The organism is Myxococcales bacterium, assembly GCA_016716835.1.
Classification (GTDB): Bacteria; Myxococcota_A; Polyangia; order Haliangiales; family Haliangiaceae; genus JADJUW01.
Map to the genome: position 1 here is coordinate 1,917,307 of JADJUW010000001.1, position 22,045 is coordinate 1,939,351.

The 22,045-nt window shown below is 62.2% G+C and carries 19 protein-coding genes; 10 read left to right on the forward strand and 9 right to left on the reverse strand.

Annotated elements, in window-relative coordinates:
• Positions 1–10: 10 nt before the first annotated feature.
• The gene (locus tag IPL79_08490; protein MBK9071023.1) at positions 11–2,389 is read left to right on the forward strand and encodes a glutamine--tRNA ligase/YqeY domain fusion protein; all 2,379 of its coding nucleotides are present in this window, start codon (positions 11–13) and stop codon (positions 2,387–2,389) included.
• A gap of 133 nt (positions 2,390–2,522) precedes the next feature.
• On the opposite strand, the gene IPL79_08495 is transcribed toward IPL79_08490, so the two are convergent.
• Complete coding sequence (locus IPL79_08495; protein ID MBK9071024.1) at positions 2,523–2,681, reverse strand: hypothetical protein; 159 nt, start codon at positions 2,679–2,681, stop codon at positions 2,523–2,525.
• 244 nt (positions 2,682–2,925) lie between these two features.
• Between IPL79_08495 and IPL79_08500 the strand changes: the two genes are divergently transcribed.
• The 7 genes from IPL79_08500 to IPL79_08530 all read left to right on the forward strand — a co-directional run bounded on the left by IPL79_08500 (position 2,926) and on the right by IPL79_08530 (position 8,896).
• On the forward strand, positions 2,926–3,852 hold the full coding sequence (locus IPL79_08500) for a hypothetical protein (protein ID MBK9071025.1): 927 nt from the start codon (positions 2,926–2,928) through the stop codon (positions 3,850–3,852).
• Between the two features lie 209 nt (positions 3,853–4,061).
• Positions 4,062–4,454 carry a hypothetical protein gene (locus tag IPL79_08505; GenBank protein MBK9071026.1) on the forward strand — a complete coding sequence of 131 codons (393 nt, stop codon included), beginning with the start codon at positions 4,062–4,064 and terminating at the stop codon, positions 4,452–4,454.
• 160 nt (positions 4,455–4,614) lie between these two features.
• Positions 4,615–4,887 carry a hypothetical protein gene (locus IPL79_08510; GenBank protein ID MBK9071027.1) on the forward strand — a complete coding sequence of 91 codons (273 nt, stop codon included), beginning with the start codon at positions 4,615–4,617 and terminating at the stop codon, positions 4,885–4,887.
• 125 nt (positions 4,888–5,012) lie between these two features.
• Positions 5,013–5,552 (forward strand): hypothetical protein, encoded by a 540-nt coding sequence (locus IPL79_08515; GenBank protein MBK9071028.1) that lies wholly within the window; start codon positions 5,013–5,015, stop codon positions 5,550–5,552.
• A complete protein-coding gene (locus IPL79_08520; GenBank protein MBK9071029.1) occupies positions 5,542–6,219 on the forward strand; it encodes a hypothetical protein in 678 nt (225 codons plus the stop codon). The genes IPL79_08515 and IPL79_08520 overlap by 11 nt, the downstream gene beginning before the upstream one ends.
• Before the next feature lie 84 nt (positions 6,220–6,303).
• Positions 6,304–7,275, forward strand: coding sequence for a nucleoside hydrolase (locus IPL79_08525; protein MBK9071030.1), 972 nt, complete (start codon positions 6,304–6,306; stop codon positions 7,273–7,275).
• 376 nt (positions 7,276–7,651) lie between these two features.
• Positions 7,652–8,896 (forward strand): hypothetical protein, encoded by a 1,245-nt coding sequence (locus IPL79_08530; GenBank protein MBK9071031.1) that lies wholly within the window; start codon positions 7,652–7,654, stop codon positions 8,894–8,896.
• Here IPL79_08530 and IPL79_08535 read toward each other — a convergent pair.
• The 5 genes from IPL79_08535 to IPL79_08555 all read right to left on the reverse strand — a co-directional run bounded on the left by IPL79_08535 (position 8,893) and on the right by IPL79_08555 (position 13,565).
• Positions 8,893–10,011, reverse strand: coding sequence for a HAMP domain-containing histidine kinase (locus IPL79_08535; GenBank protein MBK9071032.1), 1,119 nt, complete (start codon positions 10,009–10,011; stop codon positions 8,893–8,895). The genes IPL79_08530 and IPL79_08535 overlap by 4 nt on opposite strands.
• Before the next feature lie 133 nt (positions 10,012–10,144).
• Positions 10,145–11,287 (reverse strand): cysteine desulfurase, encoded by a 1,143-nt coding sequence (locus tag IPL79_08540; protein MBK9071033.1) that lies wholly within the window; start codon positions 11,285–11,287, stop codon positions 10,145–10,147.
• Positions 11,288–11,308: 21 nt separating this feature from the next.
• Positions 11,309–12,568 (reverse strand): MFS transporter, encoded by a 1,260-nt coding sequence (locus IPL79_08545; protein MBK9071034.1) that lies wholly within the window; start codon positions 12,566–12,568, stop codon positions 11,309–11,311.
• A gap of 125 nt (positions 12,569–12,693) precedes the next feature.
• A complete protein-coding gene (locus tag IPL79_08550; GenBank protein ID MBK9071035.1) occupies positions 12,694–13,119 on the reverse strand; it encodes a hypothetical protein in 426 nt (141 codons plus the stop codon).
• Between the two features lie 20 nt (positions 13,120–13,139).
• A complete protein-coding gene (locus IPL79_08555; GenBank protein ID MBK9071036.1) occupies positions 13,140–13,565 on the reverse strand; it encodes a hypothetical protein in 426 nt (141 codons plus the stop codon).
• 353 nt (positions 13,566–13,918) lie between these two features.
• On the opposite strand from IPL79_08555, the gene IPL79_08560 reads away from it, so the two are divergent.
• Both IPL79_08560 and ttcA read left to right on the forward strand, forming a co-directional pair.
• Positions 13,919–15,076 (forward strand): hypothetical protein, encoded by a 1,158-nt coding sequence (locus IPL79_08560; protein ID MBK9071037.1) that lies wholly within the window; start codon positions 13,919–13,921, stop codon positions 15,074–15,076.
• A gap of 123 nt (positions 15,077–15,199) precedes the next feature.
• Positions 15,200–16,069, forward strand: coding sequence for a tRNA 2-thiocytidine(32) synthetase TtcA (gene ttcA, locus IPL79_08565; GenBank protein MBK9071038.1), 870 nt, complete (start codon positions 15,200–15,202; stop codon positions 16,067–16,069).
• A 386-nt stretch (positions 16,070–16,455) separates the two neighbouring features.
• Here the strand turns inward: ttcA and radA are convergent, their stop codons facing one another.
• The 3 genes from radA to IPL79_08580 form a co-directional block, all read right to left on the reverse strand.
• Positions 16,456–17,832 carry a DNA repair protein RadA gene (gene radA, locus IPL79_08570; protein ID MBK9071039.1) on the reverse strand — a complete coding sequence of 459 codons (1,377 nt, stop codon included), beginning with the start codon at positions 17,830–17,832 and terminating at the stop codon, positions 16,456–16,458.
• Between the two features lie 33 nt (positions 17,833–17,865).
• The gene (locus IPL79_08575; protein ID MBK9071040.1) at positions 17,866–18,705 is read right to left on the reverse strand and encodes a tetratricopeptide repeat protein; all 840 of its coding nucleotides are present in this window, start codon (positions 18,703–18,705) and stop codon (positions 17,866–17,868) included.
• 108 nt (positions 18,706–18,813) lie between these two features.
• Positions 18,814–22,026, reverse strand: a complete 3,213-nt coding sequence (locus IPL79_08580; GenBank protein MBK9071041.1) for a TonB-dependent receptor — start codon at positions 22,024–22,026, stop codon at positions 18,814–18,816.
• Positions 22,027–22,045: the final 19 nt, after the last annotated feature.

Sequence of the window (22,045 nt, forward strand, 5' to 3'; positions counted from 1 at the left end):
TTCCCGCCCTATGACCGCCGAGGGCACCCCCAGCCGCGAACGCAACGACTTTATCCGCGACATCATCGATGCCGATCTCGCCTCGGGCAAGCACAAGGCCATTGCGACGCGCTTTCCGCCAGAGCCCAATGGCTACCTTCACATCGGCCACGCCAAGTCGATCTGCCTCAATTTTGGCCTCGCGAAGCAATATGGCGGCACCTGCAATCTGCGCTTTGACGACACCAACCCGACCAAGGAAGACATCGAGTACGCGCACGCCATCGAGCGCGACGTGCGCTGGCTTGGATTTGAACCGAGCAAGGTGCTGTTTTCGGCGGACTACTTCGAGCAAATGTACGAGCTCGCGGTGGCGCTTATTCGCGCGGGCAAGGCGTACGTATGCGATTTGAACGAAGAAGACATTCGCGTCTATCGCGGCTCGCTCACTGAGCCCGGCAAGCCAAGCCCGTGGCGCGACCGCAACGTCGCGGAAAACCTCGACCTCTTTTCGCGCATGCGCGCCGGCGAATTCAAAGACAGTGCCCGCGTGCTGCGCGCCAAGATCGATCTGGCCGCCGCCAACATGAAGATGCGCGACCCGCTGCTCTATCGCATCCGCCACGAGCACCACTACCGCACCGGCGACGCGTGGTGCATCTACCCCATGTACGACTATGCGCATCCGCTGGAAGACGCGATCGAAGGCATCACGCATTCCATCTGCACGCTTGAGTTTGAAAACAACCGCGAGCTCTACGACTGGGTGATCGAGCACACCGGCGTGCCTTGTAAGCCGCGGCAATACGAGTTTGCGCGCCTTAACATTGACTACACCGTCATGTCCAAGCGCAAGCTCTTGCAGCTGGTCAAGACCGGCGTCGTGTCGGGCTGGGATGACCCGCGCATGCCCACCATTGCCGGCATGCGCCGCCGCGGCTATTCGGCGGCCGCCCTGCGCGCGTTTTGCGACATGATCGGCGTCGCCAAAAATAACTCGGTGGTCGACATCGGCAAGCTCGAGTTTTGTGTGCGCGACGACCTAAATCAAAATGCGCCGCGCGTGCTGGCGGTGTTGAGTCCGCTTCCGGTTGAACTGACCACGGTTGCCGCCGATGCCAGCGAGTGGTTCGACGCGCCTAGCTTCCCCGAAGACATCGGCAAACCGGGCAGCCGCAATGTCGGCTTTACCCGCGAGGTGTTGATCGAGCGCGACGATTTCATGGAAACGCCAGAGGCAGATTTTAAACGCCTCGCCCCCGGCCGCACCGTGCGCCTGCGCTACGGCTATGCGATTACCTGCACCGACGTCGTTAAAGACGCCTCTGGCAACGTGGTGGGCCTGCGTTGCGAACACCATCCCGAATCGCTGCACGGCAAGCCCGTCGCCGATGGCCGCAAGGTCTCCGGCGTCATTCACTGGGTGTCGGCTAAGCACTCTGTGCCCGCCGAGGTGCGTCTCTACGACCGCTTGTTTTCCGCCAAGAGCCCCGACGAAGGCGATGGCGACTTCTTAAAGCACTTAAACCCCGCGTCGCTTGCGACCACGACCGGCGCCCGCGTCGAGAGCAGCCTCGCCGGCGCCACGGAAGGCCGCTTTCAATTCGAACGCCTCGGCTTTTTTTGCATCGACGTGCCCAACAAGCTGACCAGCGGCGACACGAGTGCCCTACCGGGCTCAAAACCCGACGCGCTGATTTTCAATCGCATCGTGTCGTTGCGCGACACTTGGCAAGCCGACGCCGCGACCGATAAGACCGCGGCCGCCCCGTCCGCTGCCAAGAGCGAGAACGTCAAAAACAAGACGCGCCCCAAGAGCAAATCGCCGGCCGAATTTCGCGCCGAGGCGCGCGAACGTTCGCCTGAGCTCAAGGCGGCCTTTGAACGCATGCAATCCGAATACGGCTTGACCGCGGCCGACGCCGATGTGCTCTCTGGCGAATTACCGCTGGCGCAGCTCTTTGTCGACGCCGCGAGCAAGACCAACCACCACGGCAGCGTCGCGAGCTGGCTAGTCAATCAACTCACGCGCGAACGCGGCGAGCGCGAGCTGTCTGAAATCAAGCTAACGCCCACCGCGCTCGCCAGCCTGGTCGACCTCGTCGAAGCCGGCAAGCTCAACAACCAAGCCGCCAAAGATGTCTTCGCCGTGCTCGTCAACGAGGGCGGCAACCCAGCCGATATCGTCAAGGCGCGCGGCCTCGACGTCGCCGTGACCAACGAGCAAATCGCCGCCTGGCTCAAAGAGGCGCTTGCCGAAAACGCCGACAAGGCTGCCGCCTTGCTCGGCGGCAAGACCGCGCTGCTCGGCTTTTTCATCGGCCAAGTGGTCAAAAAATCCGGCGGCCGCGCCGATCCAGCGACGCTAAACCAACTGCTCGCCGGCCCGCTCGCCTCGCTGCTGGCGTAATGCGCATGCGCAACCGCCCGCTCGCTGCCTTTACTGTTGCAGGAAATCCGGCCCCTGGTTGACAGATTTGCAAAGTAGCCGGCAGAAACGAGCGCTCGCGCGCGTAGATTCTGTGAGCCCCTTCGCATCAGCGCTATGCCACCAAGGAGTTCTTGGTTTTTAAGCCGGTAAAGCGGCTGAAATCGCGGTCGGAGGTGAGGAGCCAATCGATGGCGTGGTCTTGGCAGAGCGCGGCGACGCGTGCGCCGTGGACCATGCTGCCGACGGTCTTGGTGTTGGCGCAAAGGTTCAAAATAGACTCAGGGGATAGGAAATTTCAGGCGAAAATTGCGGCGGGTGGCAAAGGCCGAGCGGGGCTGGCAAGGTGCCAGATGCCGGGGTGCGGGCGATTTAAAGCCTTCAGATCACTGAGATTGAGTTCGGACACTGATGTCGTATTGTATCCACGCGGTCACATAGCAAGATCGCCATGAAGCGGCGACGGACACGTGTATCAGCGCCGCGCTCTTGGACCCTGGGTTGCATAGCAGCGCGCCATGCAGCACAAAGGGACGTACGCCATCATTGTCGCGGGCGTACTTGCGTTCATGGGCTGCCCAGCGGCGCAACCGGCTGCCGACGGCACTTGTGGTGACGGCATCGTTGACGTCGGTGAGCAGTGCGATGATGAAAACCTAGCATCGGACGACGGCTGCTCGCAGCTATGCGAAACCGAGACGCCAGTTTGGCTTAACGTGGCGAGTTCGGGACCAAGCGCCTTAGGCGCCTCGGCGATGGCATTCGATGCGGCGCGCGAAAAGGTGGTGCGCTTCGGTGGCGGTGGCGAGCCGCCCATCGATCGCGAGACTTCCACGTGGGACGGCGCAGCGTGGTCAACCGTTGCGACGACGGGGCCGTCGGGACGCGCCAATCACGCAATGGCCTACGATGGCGCGCGCGAACAGGTGGTGCTGTTTGGCGGATTTGACGTCGATTGGCGCGGCGATACTTGGACGTGGAATGGGTCGGGATGGACGTTGGCCGCCGAGGTCGGCCCTCCCGGGCGGCAACACCACGCGATGGCGTACGACGTGGCTCGCCAAAAAATCGTGATGTACGGCGGCTTTAGCAACCAACAAGGGCGGCTGCACGATACGTGGGAATGGGATGGCGCCAGCTGGACGAGCCAGGCGACCGTCGGCCCACCAGGCCATGAATATGCCGCGATGGCCTATGACGGGGCGCGCGGCAAGATCGTGCTTTTTGGCGGATCCGATGGGGCGTCTGCGTTCGGCGACACGTGGGAATGGGATGGTTCGGCGTGGACTCAAATCCCAACCTCAGGCAACGGGCCAGCTGCACGCCAATGGCATGCGATGGTCTATGACGAGCATCGCCACCGGGTGGTGATGTTCGGAGGTTTTAGCTGGACCGACGATCAACGAGGCATGCAAGACACCTGGGAATGGGATGGAACTGGCTGAACACAGACCGTGACCGCGGGGCCATCGGCAAGATGGTGGCATTCGATGGCGTACGATACGAGCAACAAGACGGTTGTCCTATATGCCGGTTACGCCGACGGCACCCCCACCACCGACACATGGGTCTATGGTTTCGGTCAGTGACGAGCCGTCGTCCAGCCATCCTGAGGCGCGTCACGGTTGGCTCAAAGCTTGCAGTCGACCGAGGCATGCGTAACTCGTACAAGGTTCCAATCATCGCTTCGCTATGCTTCCTTTCGGCGGGCACCGGAACAAGTTCAGTACTGGTTGGCTGCGGCTGCATCCATGAGCCGGCGGTCGTCGAAAGCACGGTGCCGAGTTGTTTCGGGGTCTACGATGTGGTCATCACCACCACGGGGTGTGGCCTCACCACGGCTGTAACCTTAAAAAACGATTGCGCCGAGCCGATTGAATTCGATGATCCATTTGGACGGGGCGGGGCCGTGCTCATCGCACCGGGCGAGCTTGCGCGAGGCGAGCTGCCGCCGGGGACCATCATCGACGGTGGCTTTACGCTCAGCGGAACGCTGGGCGAGGTCGCAACTGATTTCGTGGTTCAGCTTGATCTTGGTGACGCGTAGCGCGAGGCATACGACGGCGTCTGTTTTTCGGTCCAAACCTTGCGACCCTAGAGGGTCACGTACTAGTCGCAATTCCCTAGTGATCGCAAGCTACTGCAAGGCAACGTGCTGGATTTCCGGGCCGATCGAAATCAAGCACTTTGGCCTGTAACCGAACAGTATCAAAAGCATATTCGGAGTGGTACGTGACCCCAATGGGTTGGAGCTCGCCAATATCAGTGATCTGAAGGCTTTAAATCCCCCGCGATCCGGCACGTTGCAACTCAGCCAGCCCTCTGCGGCTCGTGTCACCCACCGCCATTTCCGCCTGAAATTTCCTTTCCCGCTGCAAGGCTTCTTCATCGGGCAAGTGGTAAAAAAATCCGGCGGCCGCGCCGACCCGGCGACGCTAAACCAACTGCTTGCCGGCCCGCTCGCCTTGCTGCTGGCGTAGCCGAAAGCAGGCTACCGGTGCAGGGTTTCCCTGCTTAGCCGGCCCTACTGGCGCTAAGACTTGACCGTGCTACACAGAGCGATGTATGCTGGTATCGGATTAACCGATACTACAAGAGAACAGCCATGCTGCCCCGCCCCACCATCGAAGCCTTCGATCGTCATCTGCAAACGCTCGGGCTGCGCTTCGAGGCTATCGTTATCGGTGGATCAGCGCTTGGGCTACTTGGCCTCATTGATCGGCCGACACGAGATTTCGACATTCTCCTGCCTGAGCTACCGCCATCAATTGCTGCGGCCGCGCTCGACTTTGCGAAGATCCAGCGAAAGGCGGGCATCGACCTTATGGATGAGTGGTTCAACAACGAACCACTCCAACTGAGCAACGTCCTGCCCTCGGGATGGCGTGAACGTTTACAGCCCATCTTCCACGGCCAGGCGCTCGTGCTGCAGACGCTTGGAAGAGTCGACCTCCTTGCTAGTAAATTATTTGCGCTCTGCGATCGCGGCACAGATCTGCAGGACTGCGTGGCGATGGCGCCCAAGGCGGACGAATTGGCGATATTGCGGCCGTGGCTCGACCAACAGGATGGCCATGCGCAATGGCCCCCGCATGTAAGCGCAACGCTCGCCGATCTCGCTCAAAGGCTCGGCCATGGCGTTTAGTCGCGCAGCCACCCCCGAGCCCAAGCCTTCGGCCGCGGAGCTCACGGCGCGTATGGTGGGTATCGGCATGAACTTCGCAAGCACGCCTCGAAAAAATGCCGATATCGAGAGCACGCTCGTCTATGCGTCGGCTGTTGGCATGGACGACAGCGATTTCCGCGTGCTCGCGGTGCTGACGACGTGGCTCGGAATCCACAGCGCGCACGTCAACGCCGATCGGCTGGTGCGCCTCGTGAACCAGCACCCATCTGCACGCGTCCAGGCCTTTTGGGCCGCAATCGCGACGTGGCTCAAGCAAGATCGCCGGTTCGTGCGCCTCATCCATGCCCACGACGGCGCGCCGATCGACTTGCTGCCGACGGGCACGTCGTTCCAAATCAAACGCCACGGCGAGGACGAGCGCTTCGCCAACTCGCCACTCCGCGTGCCAGGTGGCACGCTGCGCGATCGGCCCGCCGACGTGCTGCAGCCCAATGCCATGGTCCGCCGCCACGCCGGCTATCGCAATCGCGTCTTAATGGGCCCCTCGTTTCGCGCCGACGTGTGGACCGTGCTCGAGCAAGCGCCCGACCTCTCCGTGGCCGATGTCGCGCGGCGCGCGTCTTGCGCTTTTGCCACCGCATGGCAAGCCGCCCAAGACTTCCGCCTGCTACAAACTGCTACCTGACGCGGATCCAAACTAAACGCGCCAAGCTGAACCACCTGGCAACATGATGTGCCTATCTTCGTAACGAAAGCCGCCCGTCAACCCATGCGCCACGCCGCCCACATCGCAACGCTGCTTAGCGCCCTCACCCTCGCCTGCAACGACGCCGCGCCATTGCCCAGCCGCGCCACCGGCCCGGTGTGGATCGACGCCGATGTCGCCATTGAGCTGCCGCTGCACGACGTCGACGATGCCTGGGCGATCGCCTATGCGTTGCGGCGCTATCCGGCGTCTATTGTCGGCATCAGCCTGGTGCATGGCAATACCGACGACATGGCGCATCAAGAGTTCGCCACTACCCGCCTGCTCGAGCAGCTCGCACCACGCAGCGTGCCGCTTTACGTCGGCGCCAGCTCGGCGCAAGACCGCGCCCCCACCGCTGCCTCCGATGCCCTAGTCGCCGCCCTCCGCCAAGGCCCACTGACGCTGCTCACCATGGGCCGCCTCACCAACGTCGCCACCGCGCTGCGCGCCGCGCCCGAGCTCGCGGCGAACGTGCAAGAACTGGTCATCCTCGGCGGCCGCCGCGCCGACTTCAACCCCAGCTTTGGCCCCGATGACATCATCTTTCCCGACAGCAACGTCGAAGGCGATGCCGCTGCGGTCGAAGAGCTCGTCGAGCTTGACGTGCCAATCACGCTAATTCCCACCGAGCTGACGACGCAGTTCATCATCACCGAGCCAGACCTCGCCGCCGTTGCCGCACAAGGCACCGCCGGCGCCTATCTCGCCCGCCACAGCGAAGACTGGCTCACCGCGGTCAGCACCCTCGTCGGCATCGACGGCTTTTTCCCGTTCGATCTCTTTGTCACCGCCTACGCCGACGACGCCCACCACGACCTCATCACCTGCCGCGACGTCCCCCTGCGCCTCGACTACGGCCCCGACGAGTCATTCAAGCAGCGCAAAGAACCCGTGCTCCGCGTCATGGTTAGCCCGGACTTTGGTGGCCCGTCTGTGCGCTACTGCGACGCCTTCGCCGCCGACGGCAAGGCCGCCCTGCTGAGGACTTTCTAGCTTGCCGGCCCGCTTCGAATCAAACTCATCGGCCCTTTTGGAATTAGGCGTGCCCTCATACTAAGCCGGGCGCTTGCTACCTTAACTCGCAATTTGCCACAGTGGCTGTTATCGGATACTCGACACGAAAGACTCGGAGCGACCTCACGATGGCGCCATGGATTTCTTCGCTGCGGCGCTTGTCGCAATTTCCATCGCCGCACCCCAGCTAGCCCTGGCTAGCCCGTGGTGTTCAACGCCGGAGCGAATCGCTACCTTTCGTCGACCACCGCGGGATCGAGCACCGGAGCCACGGGAACTAGGTGGGCCCCAAGCCAAGACAAGCCGTGATGCATTCGGCGAAAGGTACCGAATACGCACGTCGCCAAACTTCACCTTGCGCTGGCAAGCGGCGCCGGTCACCGAGACCCAGGCGCAATTCGTTCTCGATGAGCTTGAACGTTCTTGGGCGATTTACACCGAAGAGTTTGGCCACTCCGCGCCCTATGGCAGCGACACGTATCGCATGAACGTCTACATCTCAAATGCGACCGACACCCCTGCCATCGAAGACGACAATCCAGGGGGCTATGCCGCATCGGATGACGAAGGCTATCCATACTTTGTGATGAACATCGCCGCATTCGACTCGGGCAACGATTGGGTTAGAGGCATCATCGCCCACGAGCTGTATCACGATTTTCAAATTTCACTAGGCGGCTTCGAGGAAGCACATAGCTGGTGGTTTTGGGAAGCGTCTGCGGATTGGGCCACCCAGGAAGTCTTTCCTGACGATCCGCTTAGCTACTTTTTCGTTGGCGTTTACGCCCTGACAGAGGATCTCCCCATTTTTTATATGGGCGATCCGTGGGGCGACGATGCACTTGCGGGAAACCACCAATACGGCGCGTCGGTCTTTCTTAAGTACTTGACGGACACTAAGCGCGACCGCCAGATTGTGATCGACACCTGGGAACAAGGTAAAATAGACGACGATGCGTTGCGCGTGGTTTTAGGACAAGTCGCGGCGAGAGCCGATGAAGCGTCCGACCTCTATGGCGAGTTCGCCGCGCACACAGTCCACTGGGATATGGTCAATGGCCCCACCATCGCTAGTACGGTCCAAGAGTGGGAGGCCGCTTACCCAGATAGATTGCGGGCGGATGCCAGCATCGACGCCCAAGGGACGGGTTGGGCCTCAGTTCGAGCAGGCTCTGAGGTCCGCGCCTTTGGCCACAATCTAATCGAGCTCGCTCGCCCAAGCGATGGTGAACTCGTCATCGCACTTCGGATGCAGGAAGCACCGCTAGCCGTCGAGTGGCGGCCGACCTTGGTTCGCATGATCGGAGGTCAGCCAACCTATACCGAGGTGCCCATCATCGACGGGATGGGGCACATCAACGCATACCTCGGCCCCGATGAAGCGCAAGCGTGGCTGGTCGTTGCGGCGATTGCCGACACACGCGACGCGGAAGCTACATTTGGCTACGAGTTTCGCGTCGGCGAGCCGCCACCGGAATCAAGCGTAGGCTGCGCGGCAAGCCGACAACGCGACATGCCCTATGTCATCATTGTCGTGTTGGGTGCTTACGCATTTGCGCGACGGCGGCGTCCAACGCGACACCCACGAATTAGTCGCTAGTTCCCACGCGCGGAGGGCGCGGCTTCAATTGGCGGCTGCGGCAGCGTAAAGAAAAACTTGCTGCCGGCGCCGAGGTGACTCTCCGCCCAGATGCGGCCGCCGTGGCCCTGAACGATGCACTTTGAAATGTATAGGCCAAGCCCAAGGCCGCGCCGATCGTTGCCTTTTAGCTGGAGAAAACGCTCAAAGATGATCTCGAGTTTGTCGGCGGGAATGCCCGCGCCCGTGTCTGCCACGGTCATGGTTAGCTCCGCGCCACGTCGCTCGGCGCGCACGACAACCTTGCCGCCGCGCGCTGAAAACTTAAGCGCGTTGCTGAGCAGATTGCTCAGTACCTGCAAGATCCGCGCGGGATCAAAGGCACACTCGGTGAGCGGCGCGATGAGCTCGGCCTGCAGCGAAACGCCATTGCCGGTGGCCTGCACCTGAAAGGTCTCGATCGCCTCGGCCACGACCAAGGCGGCATCGGTGCGCTCACACGTAACCGCGAGCGCGCCGGCCTGGATGCTGGCGACGTCGATGAGGTCACCAACCAAGCGGTTCATCCGCGCGCCGCCGCGCCGAATGCGCTGGGCATGCTGAACTAATTGCGCCGCTGGCTCGCGACCCGCGCCCTCTTCGATGAGGGTCGCCGACAGCATGATCGAATTCAGCATGTTGCGCAGATCATGGCTGACGATGCCGAGAAATTCATCGCGCACCGCAAGCGCTGCGTCAGCGCGATGGCGCTCCCGCGACAGATCGTCATCGGTCATCTTGCGCTCCAAGGAGAGCAAGGAGCTCTGCTCGGCGCGCTCGCCGCTGACGGCATTGTCCGCCGCGGCGCGCTCCTTGCGCACCACCCGATCTTCATCGGCGCGCGCGCTCGCGATGTCGGTCGCGCTCGGCAATCCCGCACCAGGCGCACCCTGCCCCGTCCGACGGTCGGACTTGGCGCGTGCCGCCGCCAACACCTGGTCAGCCCGCAGCCGCGCGCGCGTAATCACCGCGTCCGCCAACTCGTCGATGCCCGACTGCTCGTCACCGAGCGCCTGATCCGCCACCTCGCGCTCAACCCGCAGGCTTTCGTCGGTCTGATTGCGCTCGGCTGCCGGAGGGGGTTGGTTGGGTGGCACGGGCCAGTACTACCACCCCCCGTGGCGTCAAGTCCGCGCAACCGGCAGCGCGATTTCGAGCGTTACTGAGGCGCACCATTGGCGTCTGTGCGAATGACCTCATTTCGGCTGAGACAGCGCCATCTCCCGCCCCCTAACCACCCGAAAGGCGCCGCCAAGAGCGCCCCAGGGCGACGGCGGCGCGCGCAATGTCGTCGACCGTGGTGCTGCGGCCAAGCGTCAGGCGCACCGAGCCTAGCGCGGCCGCTGGCGCGACGCCCATGGCGAGGATGACCCCAGAGGCGCGATCGTGGCCGTCGTGGCAGGCCGAGCCGGTCGACGCCGCGAGCTCGGGCGCGCCCGCGAGCACTGCCTCACCGGTGACGCGCGGAAAGCGCACGTTGAGCGTGTTGGGCAGCCGCAGCTCGCGGTGGCCATTGAGCGCAAGCCCGGGCACGTCGGCGGCGAGCCGCATCCACAACTCGTCGCGCAGCGCGCGCACCCGCAGCGCCGCGGCGTCTAGATCGTGCCCGAGCGCTGCGCAGGCCGCGCCAAGGCCGACGATAAAAGCAACGTTCTCTGTGCCAGGACGCAAGCCGCGCTCGTGACCTGCGCCAAGCACAAATGGTGCGATCGGCGTGCCGCGCTTCACATAGAGCGCGCCAACGCCCTTGGGTGCGCACAACTTGTGGCCGGCGACTGACAGCAAATCCACGCCCAGCTCGCGCACGCTGACTGCCACCTTGCCCAGCGACTGCGCGGCGTCGGTGTGCATCAGCGCGCCGGCCGCGTGCGCCACCGCCGAGAGCTCGTGCACCGGCTGCAAGACGCCGGTTTCGTTGTTCGAATGCATCACCGTGACAAGCGCGGTGTCGTGATCAATCGCCGCGCGCGCTTCACCTACGCTCGCGACGCCGTCGACGTCGACCGCAACGCGGGTCACGCGCCAGCCGTACTGCGCCAACCACTCACAAGGTCGCGCCGTCGCCGGATGCTCGATCGACGTGGTGACAATTTGGGAGCGCGCGCCGCTCGCCTCGGCCACGCCGCGAATTGCCAAATTGTTGGCCTCGGTGCCACCGGAGGTAAAAATCACCTCGTCGTCGTCGCAACTAAGCAGCGCGGCTACCTGCGCGCGCGCCTCCGCCATCGCCTGCCGCGTCCGCGAGCCATACGCATGCCCGCTCGACGGATTGCCAAAATGCTCGCGCAAATACGGCATCATCGCGTCGACCACCTTGGGCAGCACCGGCGTCGTTGCGTTGTGATCGAGATAGATTGGATCGGCTGGATGCATGAGGTCGTCACAATCTAAGTGTCAATTGCCAGGAGGCACAAGCGCCGGGGCCAACCGCATCGTCTCGGCCATGCGTACCGCCACCACCACGCCTGAAACAAAGGTGAGCGCAGCAATCGCCCACATCGCGGCGGGCAGACCAAACGCATCGGCGATGAGCCCCGCGAGCAACGCGCCGATGGCGTAGCCCAGATCGCGCCACAGGCGGTACACGCCCACCGCCGAAGCGCGCCACGCCGGATGCGCCACGTCGCCAATTGCTGCGAGCAGCGTAGGATACACCATCGCGGTGCCAAGCCCGAGCAGCACCGCGCCGGCCGCAAAGCCCCAATAACCCTGCGCTAGCACCACTAGCGCAATGCCGACCGCCTGCACCCACACGCCACCGGCGATGAGCCACTTGCGGCCCACCCGATCTGACCACGCGCCGGTCACGAGCTGCGCCATACCCCACGTCGCGGGATAGATGGCGGCGAGCGTGCCGATCTGCGCGAGATCCATGCGGGCCGCGGCGAAGAACAACGGAAACAAGCCCCACGCCATGCCGTCGTTGAGGTTGTTGACCAGGCCGGCCTGGCTGATGCTCGACAAGTTTTTGTCGCCGACCGACGTCCGCCAAAAAATCTCGCGCTGCGACGGCAGCTGCTCCGCGATTTCCCCATCGCCGTGCAGCCGCGCCTCGGTCGCCACATGATGCTTGGTTTCGCGCACGGCAAACACCGAGAGCGTAAGCCCAATGGCGACAAAGCCAACTCCGAGATAAAATGGCTCGGGCCGCAGGCCATAGCGTGCGGCAATAAACCCGGTCGCGAGCGCGCTCATCGCCACCGCGAAATACCCGGCGAATTCGTTAAAGCCCATGGCGAGGCCGCGCTTAGCCGGCCCGGCAAGATCGATCTTCATCATCACCGTCGTCGACCACGTCAGCCCTTGGCTTACGCCAAGCAGCGCGTTGGCAAACAGCACCCACGACCACGTCGGCGCCCACATCAACAGGAACGGCACCGGCACCGCGACCAGCCAGCCGCCGATGAGCACGTGCTTGCGACCAAACCGATCAGACAATCGCCCGGCGAGAGAATGCGTCAGCGCAGTGGTGATGACAAACACGACGATAAACGAGAGCACCGCGGTCTTGGCCTCGAGGCCAAACTCCTGCGCCGCGATCGGCGGCAAGATCGTCCGCTCCATACCAACCATCGCGCCAACAAATGCATTGACCACCACCAGCAGCGAGAACTGGGCGAGGTTCTCACGGAGCCCGAGGCGAATATTGCTCATAAATAGAGGGTCACTCTCGGCCCGAAATTCAACAACTATTATAAGTGGTTAACTACGCTACTGCGTGATCACATTCAAGCGAACGTGACTACGCAGTACCGGATCTAACATCCAGCAATTAAAGGCTATTTGGGAGCCGAGAGTGACCCTATTCGCGGCAGCAGCAACGCCTGGGCCACCCAAAAGGCCGAGCGCAGCGTCATGGCGACTACCGTGCGCGGCTCGTGCGCGCCGCCGGTGAGCACATGCACCGCGAAGGCGGCAAAGACCACCAGCGTGGCCGCCGCAAGCGCGCGCGCGATCCAAATTGCCACCGGGCGCCGCCGCAACGTCGCGAGGCCGCCAACAATATAGATAAATCCCGCCGCGAAATTAAACCACAACACAAACGGCACGACGTTGCCCGCCGCCGCGCGGGCCTGCGCGCTGCCAAACAGCACGCCGCCGCCCTCGACCAGCGTCGCTACGCCAAACGCGACCGCCAGCCCGCCTAGGAGCCAGCGCGCAACCCCGCGCCGTGGCCGACCGGTGTCTGGAATTGAGATTGCCATTGCCGCCGTTGACGAATCGCTCATATCCCGCTCCGTTCCTCACGCCAATGCTTCAGCGCCAGCACGCCCGCCAGCACCACCGACGACGTCATCGCGACGGCGCCGAGCAGCACCAGGATCGGCGACATCCCAAGGTAGAGTTCCGCAAGAATACCAATCGGCATCAGCAGGCCCGCGAGGCCAAGCGCCGCCGCCGTCTGCCGCGCCTTGTCGCTCGCCGACCCCAGCCGCACCAGGACAAATCCCAGCGCCAAATTGAGCAACGCAAACAAGTTCCCGTGGACGTGGGCCAGCCGCGCCTCGAAGTGTCGCCCCTCACCGTAGCCGGCGGCCCAGGCGACCTTGTCCGGCGCGAAGTCGCGCAGGTAGATGAGCAGAAAGCCGTAGAACATAAAGCCCGCCATCACAAGCAGGCCAACGCCAACGTTGTAACGGCCAGACTTCATCGGCTACCTGCCCCAACGCGCGCGCCAGTCAACGCGGTCGCGCCTGCCAAACGCTCAGCCCAGCCTAGGTTCTTCATAAGAAGTGAGTAATCGCTTAATTACGAACAAGCAAGCCCGTCCCCCACCATGTGTCAAAGGGCCGCGGTCGTCTACTTGGCGAGCACCAACTTGAAACCCCGCATCCTTGGGGTTTGTGCCGCTATGCCTCTAGGGACCGAGGTTGGCACCAGACGCGGCAAGGTTCTCAGGGCAGGCGACATGTCAGATCATGTCAGACCTTGGTCGCCGCCCGGTTAGCGCTTGTTATTCCGCCGACGTAGACCACTTGCATGCTGTGCTCGAAGCTGCCCTGCATGAAGAAACCACACAAAAAATATCCCCTCGCCGCCATCACCCTACTTTTTGCGGGTTGCATCGGCACCGACGATCACGCGCCACCGCCCACAATCACCGTTACCACCGGCACCTCAAGCAGCCAAGCCGTGCTGCTGGTCACCAGCGCCGACGGCACATGGCAACCCGTCGCGCTTGCCAACAATCAAGCGACCTTCGCACCGACGACGCACGCCTATGGCGTCGCCTTCGCTTGCCGCTACGATCAAGATACGCGCCTGGGCGTGCGGACCAGTACGCGATTTCTCACGATCGACGACGGCAACGAGCTTCATTTTGCGGGATGCAACGTATTGACCCCCAACACCTCGGTCACCATCACCGGCCTTCAGGCCAATCAAGAATTCGTCGCCAATGGCACGTCCTTTACCGAGGCGCAGCCGACGCAATTATTGACGCTTAGCCAAGCTGAGATCATGGGCGTTCTATGGCAAGTCAAACCACGCGCCGTCCTGGGATTTACTAGACAGCCCGTCGTCCCCGCGCAAGCCGACGTGCTCATTAACGCGGCGACCGCGGTGGCACCGGAGTTCATCCAGGTTGCGAGCGACCTCATCGCGCCGAGCATGGAGGTCGGGCTCACGCGATTTTATAGCGGCTCCACGTTTTTCGAACTGGATACCTTTGGCCCCGCAGACGCCGCTGGCATTGCCGTGCCGCCCGCTGCCTTTCGCCAGCCAGGCGACCTGATGGAGCTCGACGCGACTGAGCTGACCTCCGAAACCAACCTCCGCTATGTGCAGCACTTAGTCGATAGGGCGGACGTATTTAGCCCGACCCTTCCTGCCGCATGGAATGCTCCCGCGCCACAAGTAGACCAAGGGGGCGTGTCATTTTCGTTTACGCCGCGTGCGTCATGGGAAGGATGGTATACGGCATCCATTCAGATTTTTGGCTTATCGGATCAGCACCATGGCATTAGCGTCAGCTCGGCCTGGCCGCAAGACGACTCTCAGACCGCGGTCCGGTCCCCAGACTTCGCGGCCTTTGCCACGTGGGCACCGCCGCTCGCGGATAATCAGGAATTATACTGGTGGAGCGATGCCGTCGCCGTCTCCGACCCCGCCATTGCCGCGGGACGCCAACTGTATGTCTCCCGCAGCTCTGCGGCCCCCTAAAGCTGCTCCGGACTCGCCCGGGGACACGAGCCCGAGCCGCGGGCAAAAATATGACGGTCTGCGAGGTGCAATACGTCTTTGAACTTGAGCAAGGCGGACGTCGCGCCTAGTATCCGCCCGCCCATGGACGCCCACCAACGCTTGCAGCTGCAGCTCTACAATCAGGTGCGGCAGGCCTCCATCGACTTTGACCTGCTCGCCGCCGGCGACAAAATCATGGTCGCCATGTCGGGCGGCAAAGATAGCTACACGCTGTTTCACATTCTCACGCAACTAGTACCGCGGCTGCCGTTCAAGGTCGAACTCGTCGCGGTGCATCTCGACCAAGTGCAGCCCGGCTACGACGGCAGCACGTTCGTCCGATACATGGAGGCCACCGGCTGGCCATATGAGATCCTACGCGAAGACACCTACTCGGTGGTCACCACCCACCTCACCAGTGCGCAAACCTATTGCTCCATGTGCTCGCGCCTGCGTCGCGGCATTCTCTACACCGCCGCTGAGCGCCTAGGCTGCAACAAGATTGCGCTCGGTCACCACCGCGACGACTCGCTCGAAACATTTCTACTCAACCTCTTCTACAGCGGCAAGCTGCAAGCGATGCCCGCCAAATACCGCACCGATGACGACCGCTTCGACGTAATCCGCCCGCTCATCACGTGCGCCGAGGCCGATATCGCCAGCTTCGCCGCCGGCGAGCACTACCCCATTATCCCGTGCAACCTTTGCGGCTCGCAGGAGGGCCTCAAGCGCGAGCAAATGACCGCGCTGCTAGCGCAGCTCGAAGCCACCATCCCCAACGTGCGCAACGTCATGCTGCACGCGCTCACCAACGTGCGCCCCACTCACCTGCTCGACGCCGACGTCCTGCGTGCCTGGGCGGCGCGCGACCCCAGCATTCAACCAAACAACGAAAAGCCGCCGCGACCCCAACATGCCGCGGCCTTGCCCGTGATCACGTCACAAGGCCAAACCAAGCTCCGCGTGCTCTAACGCATAAACTTGGCCGATGACGGGGTGTCCCTAGTTTGTCGTAGCACGCATTAGCGGATGAGCCGTCGGCGCGGTTGGCAGTTCACCACCAACACGGCGCACTACCCTACCGGCAGGTGGCGCACGTTTCTTCCGCGAGCATAGATTGCACAGCGGTAGTCGTGGCACCGAGGGAGGTGGATACCACAGCCGTCTCGCGCCGCCCGGGAGGGTCGCTATCTGCGAGCAGGAAGACACGTGCGCCCACCTGCCGGTCCTCCATCTATCTGCGAGCAGGAAGACACGTGCGCCGACCTGCCGGTCAACAATCTGTCTGCGAGCAGGAAGAAACGTGCGTCCACCGGCCGGTCAACGCGTCCACCTGCCGGTCAGCGCGCGCGCCGCGGCTACAGCGCCGCAATCGCCGTCTGCAATCGATCGGTCGCAAACAGCTCTAGATCGACCTTTTCGACCAGATTCGCCGCATTCTGCTTTGGCAAGATGCAGCGCCTAAAACCTAGCTTGGCCGCCTCGGCAAGCCGGGCCTCGGCAAACGGCACGGCGCGAATCTCGCCGGCAAGTCCAACTTCACCAAATACTAGTGTCGCGGCATCAATGGCCCGGCCGCGCGCCGACGACGCAATTGCGCAGGCGATAGCCAAGTCGCTCGAGGGGTCCGTCAACCGAATGCCGCCGGCCACATTCACAAACACATCCTGCGACAGCACATCGCAATTTGCGCGTTGCGCCAGCACGGCCAACAATAACGCCACGCGATTTGGATCCACACCCGACACGGTGCGCCGCCCAAACCCGGCCGCCGGCGGCGCGACCAAGGCCTGAACTTCTACCAGCAGCGGCCGCGTGCCGTCGACCGCGCCCACCACCACGCTGCCCGGCGCCCCCTTGGGCCGCTCCGCGAGCAACAGCGCCGACGGATTGGCGACCTCCGCCAGACCAGTACTGCGCATCTCAAACACGCCAATCTCCTGCGTCGAGCCAAAGCGATTTTTATGCGCCCGCAAAATTCGATACATCGCGCCGTGGTCTGACTCAAACTGCAACACCACATCCACCATGTGCTCGAGCGTCTTGGGCCCGGCGAGATTGCCGTCTTTGGTGACATGCCCAACCAGCACCGTGGCGATATTGCGCTGCTTGGCGAACTGCATCAGCCGCCCGGTGCACTCGCGGACCTGCGCCAACGACCCCGGCACCGAGTCGAGCGTGCTCGTCGCGATGGTTTGAATCGAATCAATTGCCACCAACACCGGTTGCAGCTTGGCCGCGTGGTGCAAAATGGCCTCGAGGTCGGTCTCGGCCATGATGTGCACCGCCGCATGCGCCACGCCCAAGCGCCGCAGCCGCAGCGCCGCTTGCGCGGTCGACTCTTCAGCGGTCACATACAAAACCGGCGCACCCTTGCCGCTATAACGCGCCGCCAGCCCGCCCATTAATTGTGAAAGCAGCGTCGACTTGCCGACCCCCGGGTCGCCGCCTAGCAGCACGAGCGAGCCCGGCACCACGCCACCGCCGAGCACGCGATCGACCTCCGCGATGCCGGTGAGCAACCTAGGCGAAGCCGAATCGTCCGCAACATCGCTTACCGAAACGGGCGCGGCCAGTGCCGCCTCCTCGGTCCGGCGGCCCGACCTTGCCGCCTCCTCTATTAGGCTATTCCACTCGTTACAGCCCGGGCACCGCCCCATCCACTTGGTCTCGGCGTGCCCGCAGTTGTCGCAGCGGTACACCGTCTTGGCCGCCGCCGGTTTCACCTTCGCCATGCACCGTTATACGGCGCCCCTCTGACGAACCTTTTACTCTGCGAGCGCTTCAAGGCGCTTTTTGGCCTCGGCCTCATCGGCGGCGTTTTTGCCCTCGACGAGCTTTAAATAGGCCGTATACGCCGCAATTGCGTCGTCATAGCGCTTGGCCGCCTGATACATCGCGCCCAAATCAAACCACGCTGCTGCCAGGCCCTTGTCCAGCTCGACCGCCTTCGCATAGGCGACGATGGCATCGTCCGTTCGCTTCTGCCATCGCAGAGCCACGCCCAGGTTAAAATGATAATCGGCCACCTTTGGGTCGAGTGCGATTGCCTTGCGCTGCGCCTTCTCGGCGTCGGCGTAGCGCTTGGCGCCACGATACGCGATGCCGAGATTGCCCCAATACTCTGCGACTCCCGCGTCATGCTTGGTCGCCGCCTCGAGCGCGGTAATGGCGCCTTTTAGATCGCCCTGCTTGCGCTTCATGACGCCCAGCGAGCTCCAACCGAGCGCATTTTTCGGCTCAAGCGTCAGCGCCCGCTGCATCGAGACGATTGCTGGCCCCGCCTGCCCCGCCATGTGTTGCGCCATGCCAAGCCTCTCCCAGTGGTCGGCCTTCTTGGGCTCTAGGTCCACGGCCTTTTGATACGCGGCCACGGCCTTGGTAAACTCTTTGGCCGCCTTGTGCATGCCGCCGAGGGCCACCCACGCCCCAATGTGCCTCGGGTCGCTCGCGATGGCCGCTTCAAAGGCGGCGACTGCTTCGCCATCGCGCTTCTCCGCGCGCAAGGCGATGCCCTTTTTGTAGTAGGCCCCGGCATCCGCGGCCAGCGACTGTGGCGCCACCAGCAACATGAGTGCAACAACGACTAGGCTAAGGCTGGACCGCATGCAGCGATGCTAGCTCATTTCTCCGAGCGCCGCGTCGTAAAAACAAAAAGGCCAGTGGTTCTACCCACTGGCCCTGCGATCACACGATCTATTTGAATAAACCGTCGACTAGAACGTCACGCGAACACCGAAGCGGAAGATACGTGGTGCCTGTCGGTCCGTCGCATTCTTGAAGTTCGGGTTGAGCAGCGGCGTCAGGCTCGCTTGCTGGCCATCGCCGTCAAGCGACTTGGCATGGACAAGGTCACTCGCATCGCCATCGACGATCGGATTGATCGAGTCAAACGTGTAGGTATCGTCAGTTTCTGTCGCGGTTTGGATGTCAAACACGTTGAAGATGTCGGCAAAGACTTCGACGCCGGTGCGCTTGTTGATCTTGCGGCCGTATTGGATTTTCAGGTCGGCCGACCACACCGTTGGGTTCCGGGCTTCGGTACCACGTGGCAGAATAAAGGCTTCCGAGCTGCCGTAAAAGATGTGGCTGCCCAGCGTGTTTTGCGGGATGCCCGATTGCGCGCGGAAGCTGCTGCCGAGCGTCACCGCGCCGGACTCTTTGAGGTCGAAGCGATAGAAGCCGTCCAGCTTAAGGCTATGTGGGCGGCTCAGGCCAAGCTCACCGTAACGGTTCGCCATGAGATCTGGCAAGTCATACAGCGAGGTGAGGTTCGGGTCGAGCTGGTCGGTTTCGGTTGAATACAGACCCGGGAAGTTACCGACGTTACGCGAGAAGGTATAGGTCGCGAGCAGCAACGAGTCCTTCGAAAAGCGGCGCTGCGCCGTAATTTGCAGGGCGTCGTAGTTACGGACGGGCTTGTCAAACTTCTTCACGCCGCGCAGCAAGTCGGCGCGGAAGGCATAGAGTTCGGCCAAGACGGTTTCGCCATTGGCTTCGAGCTCGGCAGCCTGCTCGTCGAGATCCGCGGCTGCGTCGTCAAAGTTTTCACCAGGGTTGGTGATGAGGTAGTTGAAGCCGCCGTCGGTCGAGATGTCTTCGATAACGCGTGGCAGGGAGCGATGAACGTAGGTGAGGCCCATCTTGAAGTCAGGCGCGACTTCGTATTCGCCGCCGAGCACAACTTCATTGAGGTACTGACCCTTCATGCCTGGCGAAACATACGTGATGGCACCGCCAAGGGTACGCTGATACACGGCGTCACAACCCGTAAAATCTGGGGTTGGGTCGGTTGGGTCAGATGCACCCGCGCAATCGGCCGCCGTAATGTTGCTTTGCTGCTGAAGCTCACCGCCGAAGGCGCGGACGTTGATGTCGAGCGGCACCGCTTCGTAGAAGCGGCCCCAGTGCGCAAAGAACTTGGACTTGCCTTCTTCGGTTGGGTCATAGACGAGACCGATCCGCGGCGAAATCATATTTTTGATCTCGAAGGCCTTTTCGGGAATGATTTCGCCTTCAGGCGTGGCGTTGCCGACCAGCGATTCGGCGACAAAGCCAGTTTGCTGCTCCCAGCGAATGCCGGGGTTAAACGACAGGCCTGGGGTGATCTGCCAGGAATCTTGCAAAAACGCCGCGATGCCTGCGCTCTTGGTCGCCGCAGCGACGCTGTCAGAGATCGAGCAAGTTTGGTCCAGGATGCCATCCTCGTCAGCGTCGATGCCGCACGGCACATCGCCGGCCGTGTCGAGCTCGAGGAAGGTGTCTTGACGCCAATTGCCGTTGGTCAGCTGGGTATAGCGCTCGCTGCCAGTATAGCCGCGCGTCGCGTCGTAGATCGTTTGCTCATAGTCGAGACCGAGCTTGAACGTGTGGGTCCCCGCCGCCTCGAGGCGCTGGCTGACCGTCGCCACGGCCGAGAAGCGATCATTGGCAGCGCTTTCGATGTAGCCTAGGCCACCGACGTTGTAGCGTGACGTTGGGCAGTTAACGATTTCCGAGTAGTCATCATTCGGGCCGCCATCGGTGCAACGGTCCGAGTAGGCGTCTTCGAACTGCTCATAGCGCTCAAGCGAGACCGATTGTGAGTTGAACTGGATTTGCGGAATGTCCTGCGCCGAGCTGCGCGGGTCTTGCGAAGGGCCCGCCTTGTGGTAGCCGAGCACCGCTTCGACTTGCGTCTTGCCCTCGCCAAACGACGAGTTCCATTTAAATGAAGTGTCAAAGGAACCACTGGCCACGGTTTGCAAGCGGGATGACTCGGCGCCCGTCGTGCGATAGTTGTTTTTTGTCGAGCTTGGATTACCGAACAGCGACAACTGCGCTTGATGATCTTCCGAGATCGCCGCGCTAATTTTGCTCGTGTAGTAGTACGTCTGGGACGTCACCGGCGTGCGAGTTGCGCCGACTTCTTCGAGGACCGAAAACCCGGTGTCGGTATCGACGTCGTTGATGCCGTCGTTATTTTCGTCGGTATAGCTCGACAGCGTGCGGCGCACGTCGTCATTGACGAAGGATGGGTTAAGGCCGACGTGAAACCACAGCTTGTCTTTGATAATCGGACCGCCAATTTCGGCGCCCAGATCCCAGCGATACTTCAGATCGGATTCAATACCGATCGATGAGCCCTCGCGGCGAATTTCAGTGGCTTCTGCTTGCAGCGAGCCCGGCGTGAAGTAACCAAAGACCGAGCCCTTGAACTCGTTACTGCCGCGCTTGGTGACGACGTTGATCGCGCCACCCGTAGAACGGCCGAACTCAGCGGCGTAACCGCCTGTGATCACTTCGGTTTCATCGATAAACTCGCTTGGGAGGTTCGTCGAAATGCCGCCGTAAGCGGTGTCCGTGGTGTTGAGGCCTTCAACGACGTACGTGCTTTCCACCGACGTCGAGCCATAGAACGACTGACCATAGCTGTCGCCCTGCGAACCGCCCGCGGTGTCGAGCACCGACGCAAAGGTACGGCCAACTGGAATGTTAGTCGTGAACTCTTCGGAGATCGTCGAACCGGTCTTGGACGAGCCAAGATCGATCAGCGGCGTCGTGCCGGCGATGATGATTTTCTCGCCTTCGCCTTTGGTGGTATCGATGCGGAAGTTGACGATCGCCAACTTACCTACCTGCACCTCAATGCCGGTCCGCGAAAACTCGGCTTCGTTGTAGTAGACGGTGACCAGGTAGATGCCCGGCGGTAGGTTATCGCCGATGTAGGCACCGTTATCCTCGGTAATATGATAGCTATCGCCTTGCAGCGCGGTCGATGAAATAACGACCGTCGCGCCCGCGAGTGGCTTGCCATTCGCGCCGTCGCGAATTACGCCGCGAAGCGCACCCGTCGTGCTGGATTGGGCAAAGGCTTCTTGATTGGCAATGGTGCCGAGCACTAGCAACCCTGAGGCTGCTAGCGCGCTAGACAGTAATATTTTTTTCATGGTGTTCATCATGGCTTCT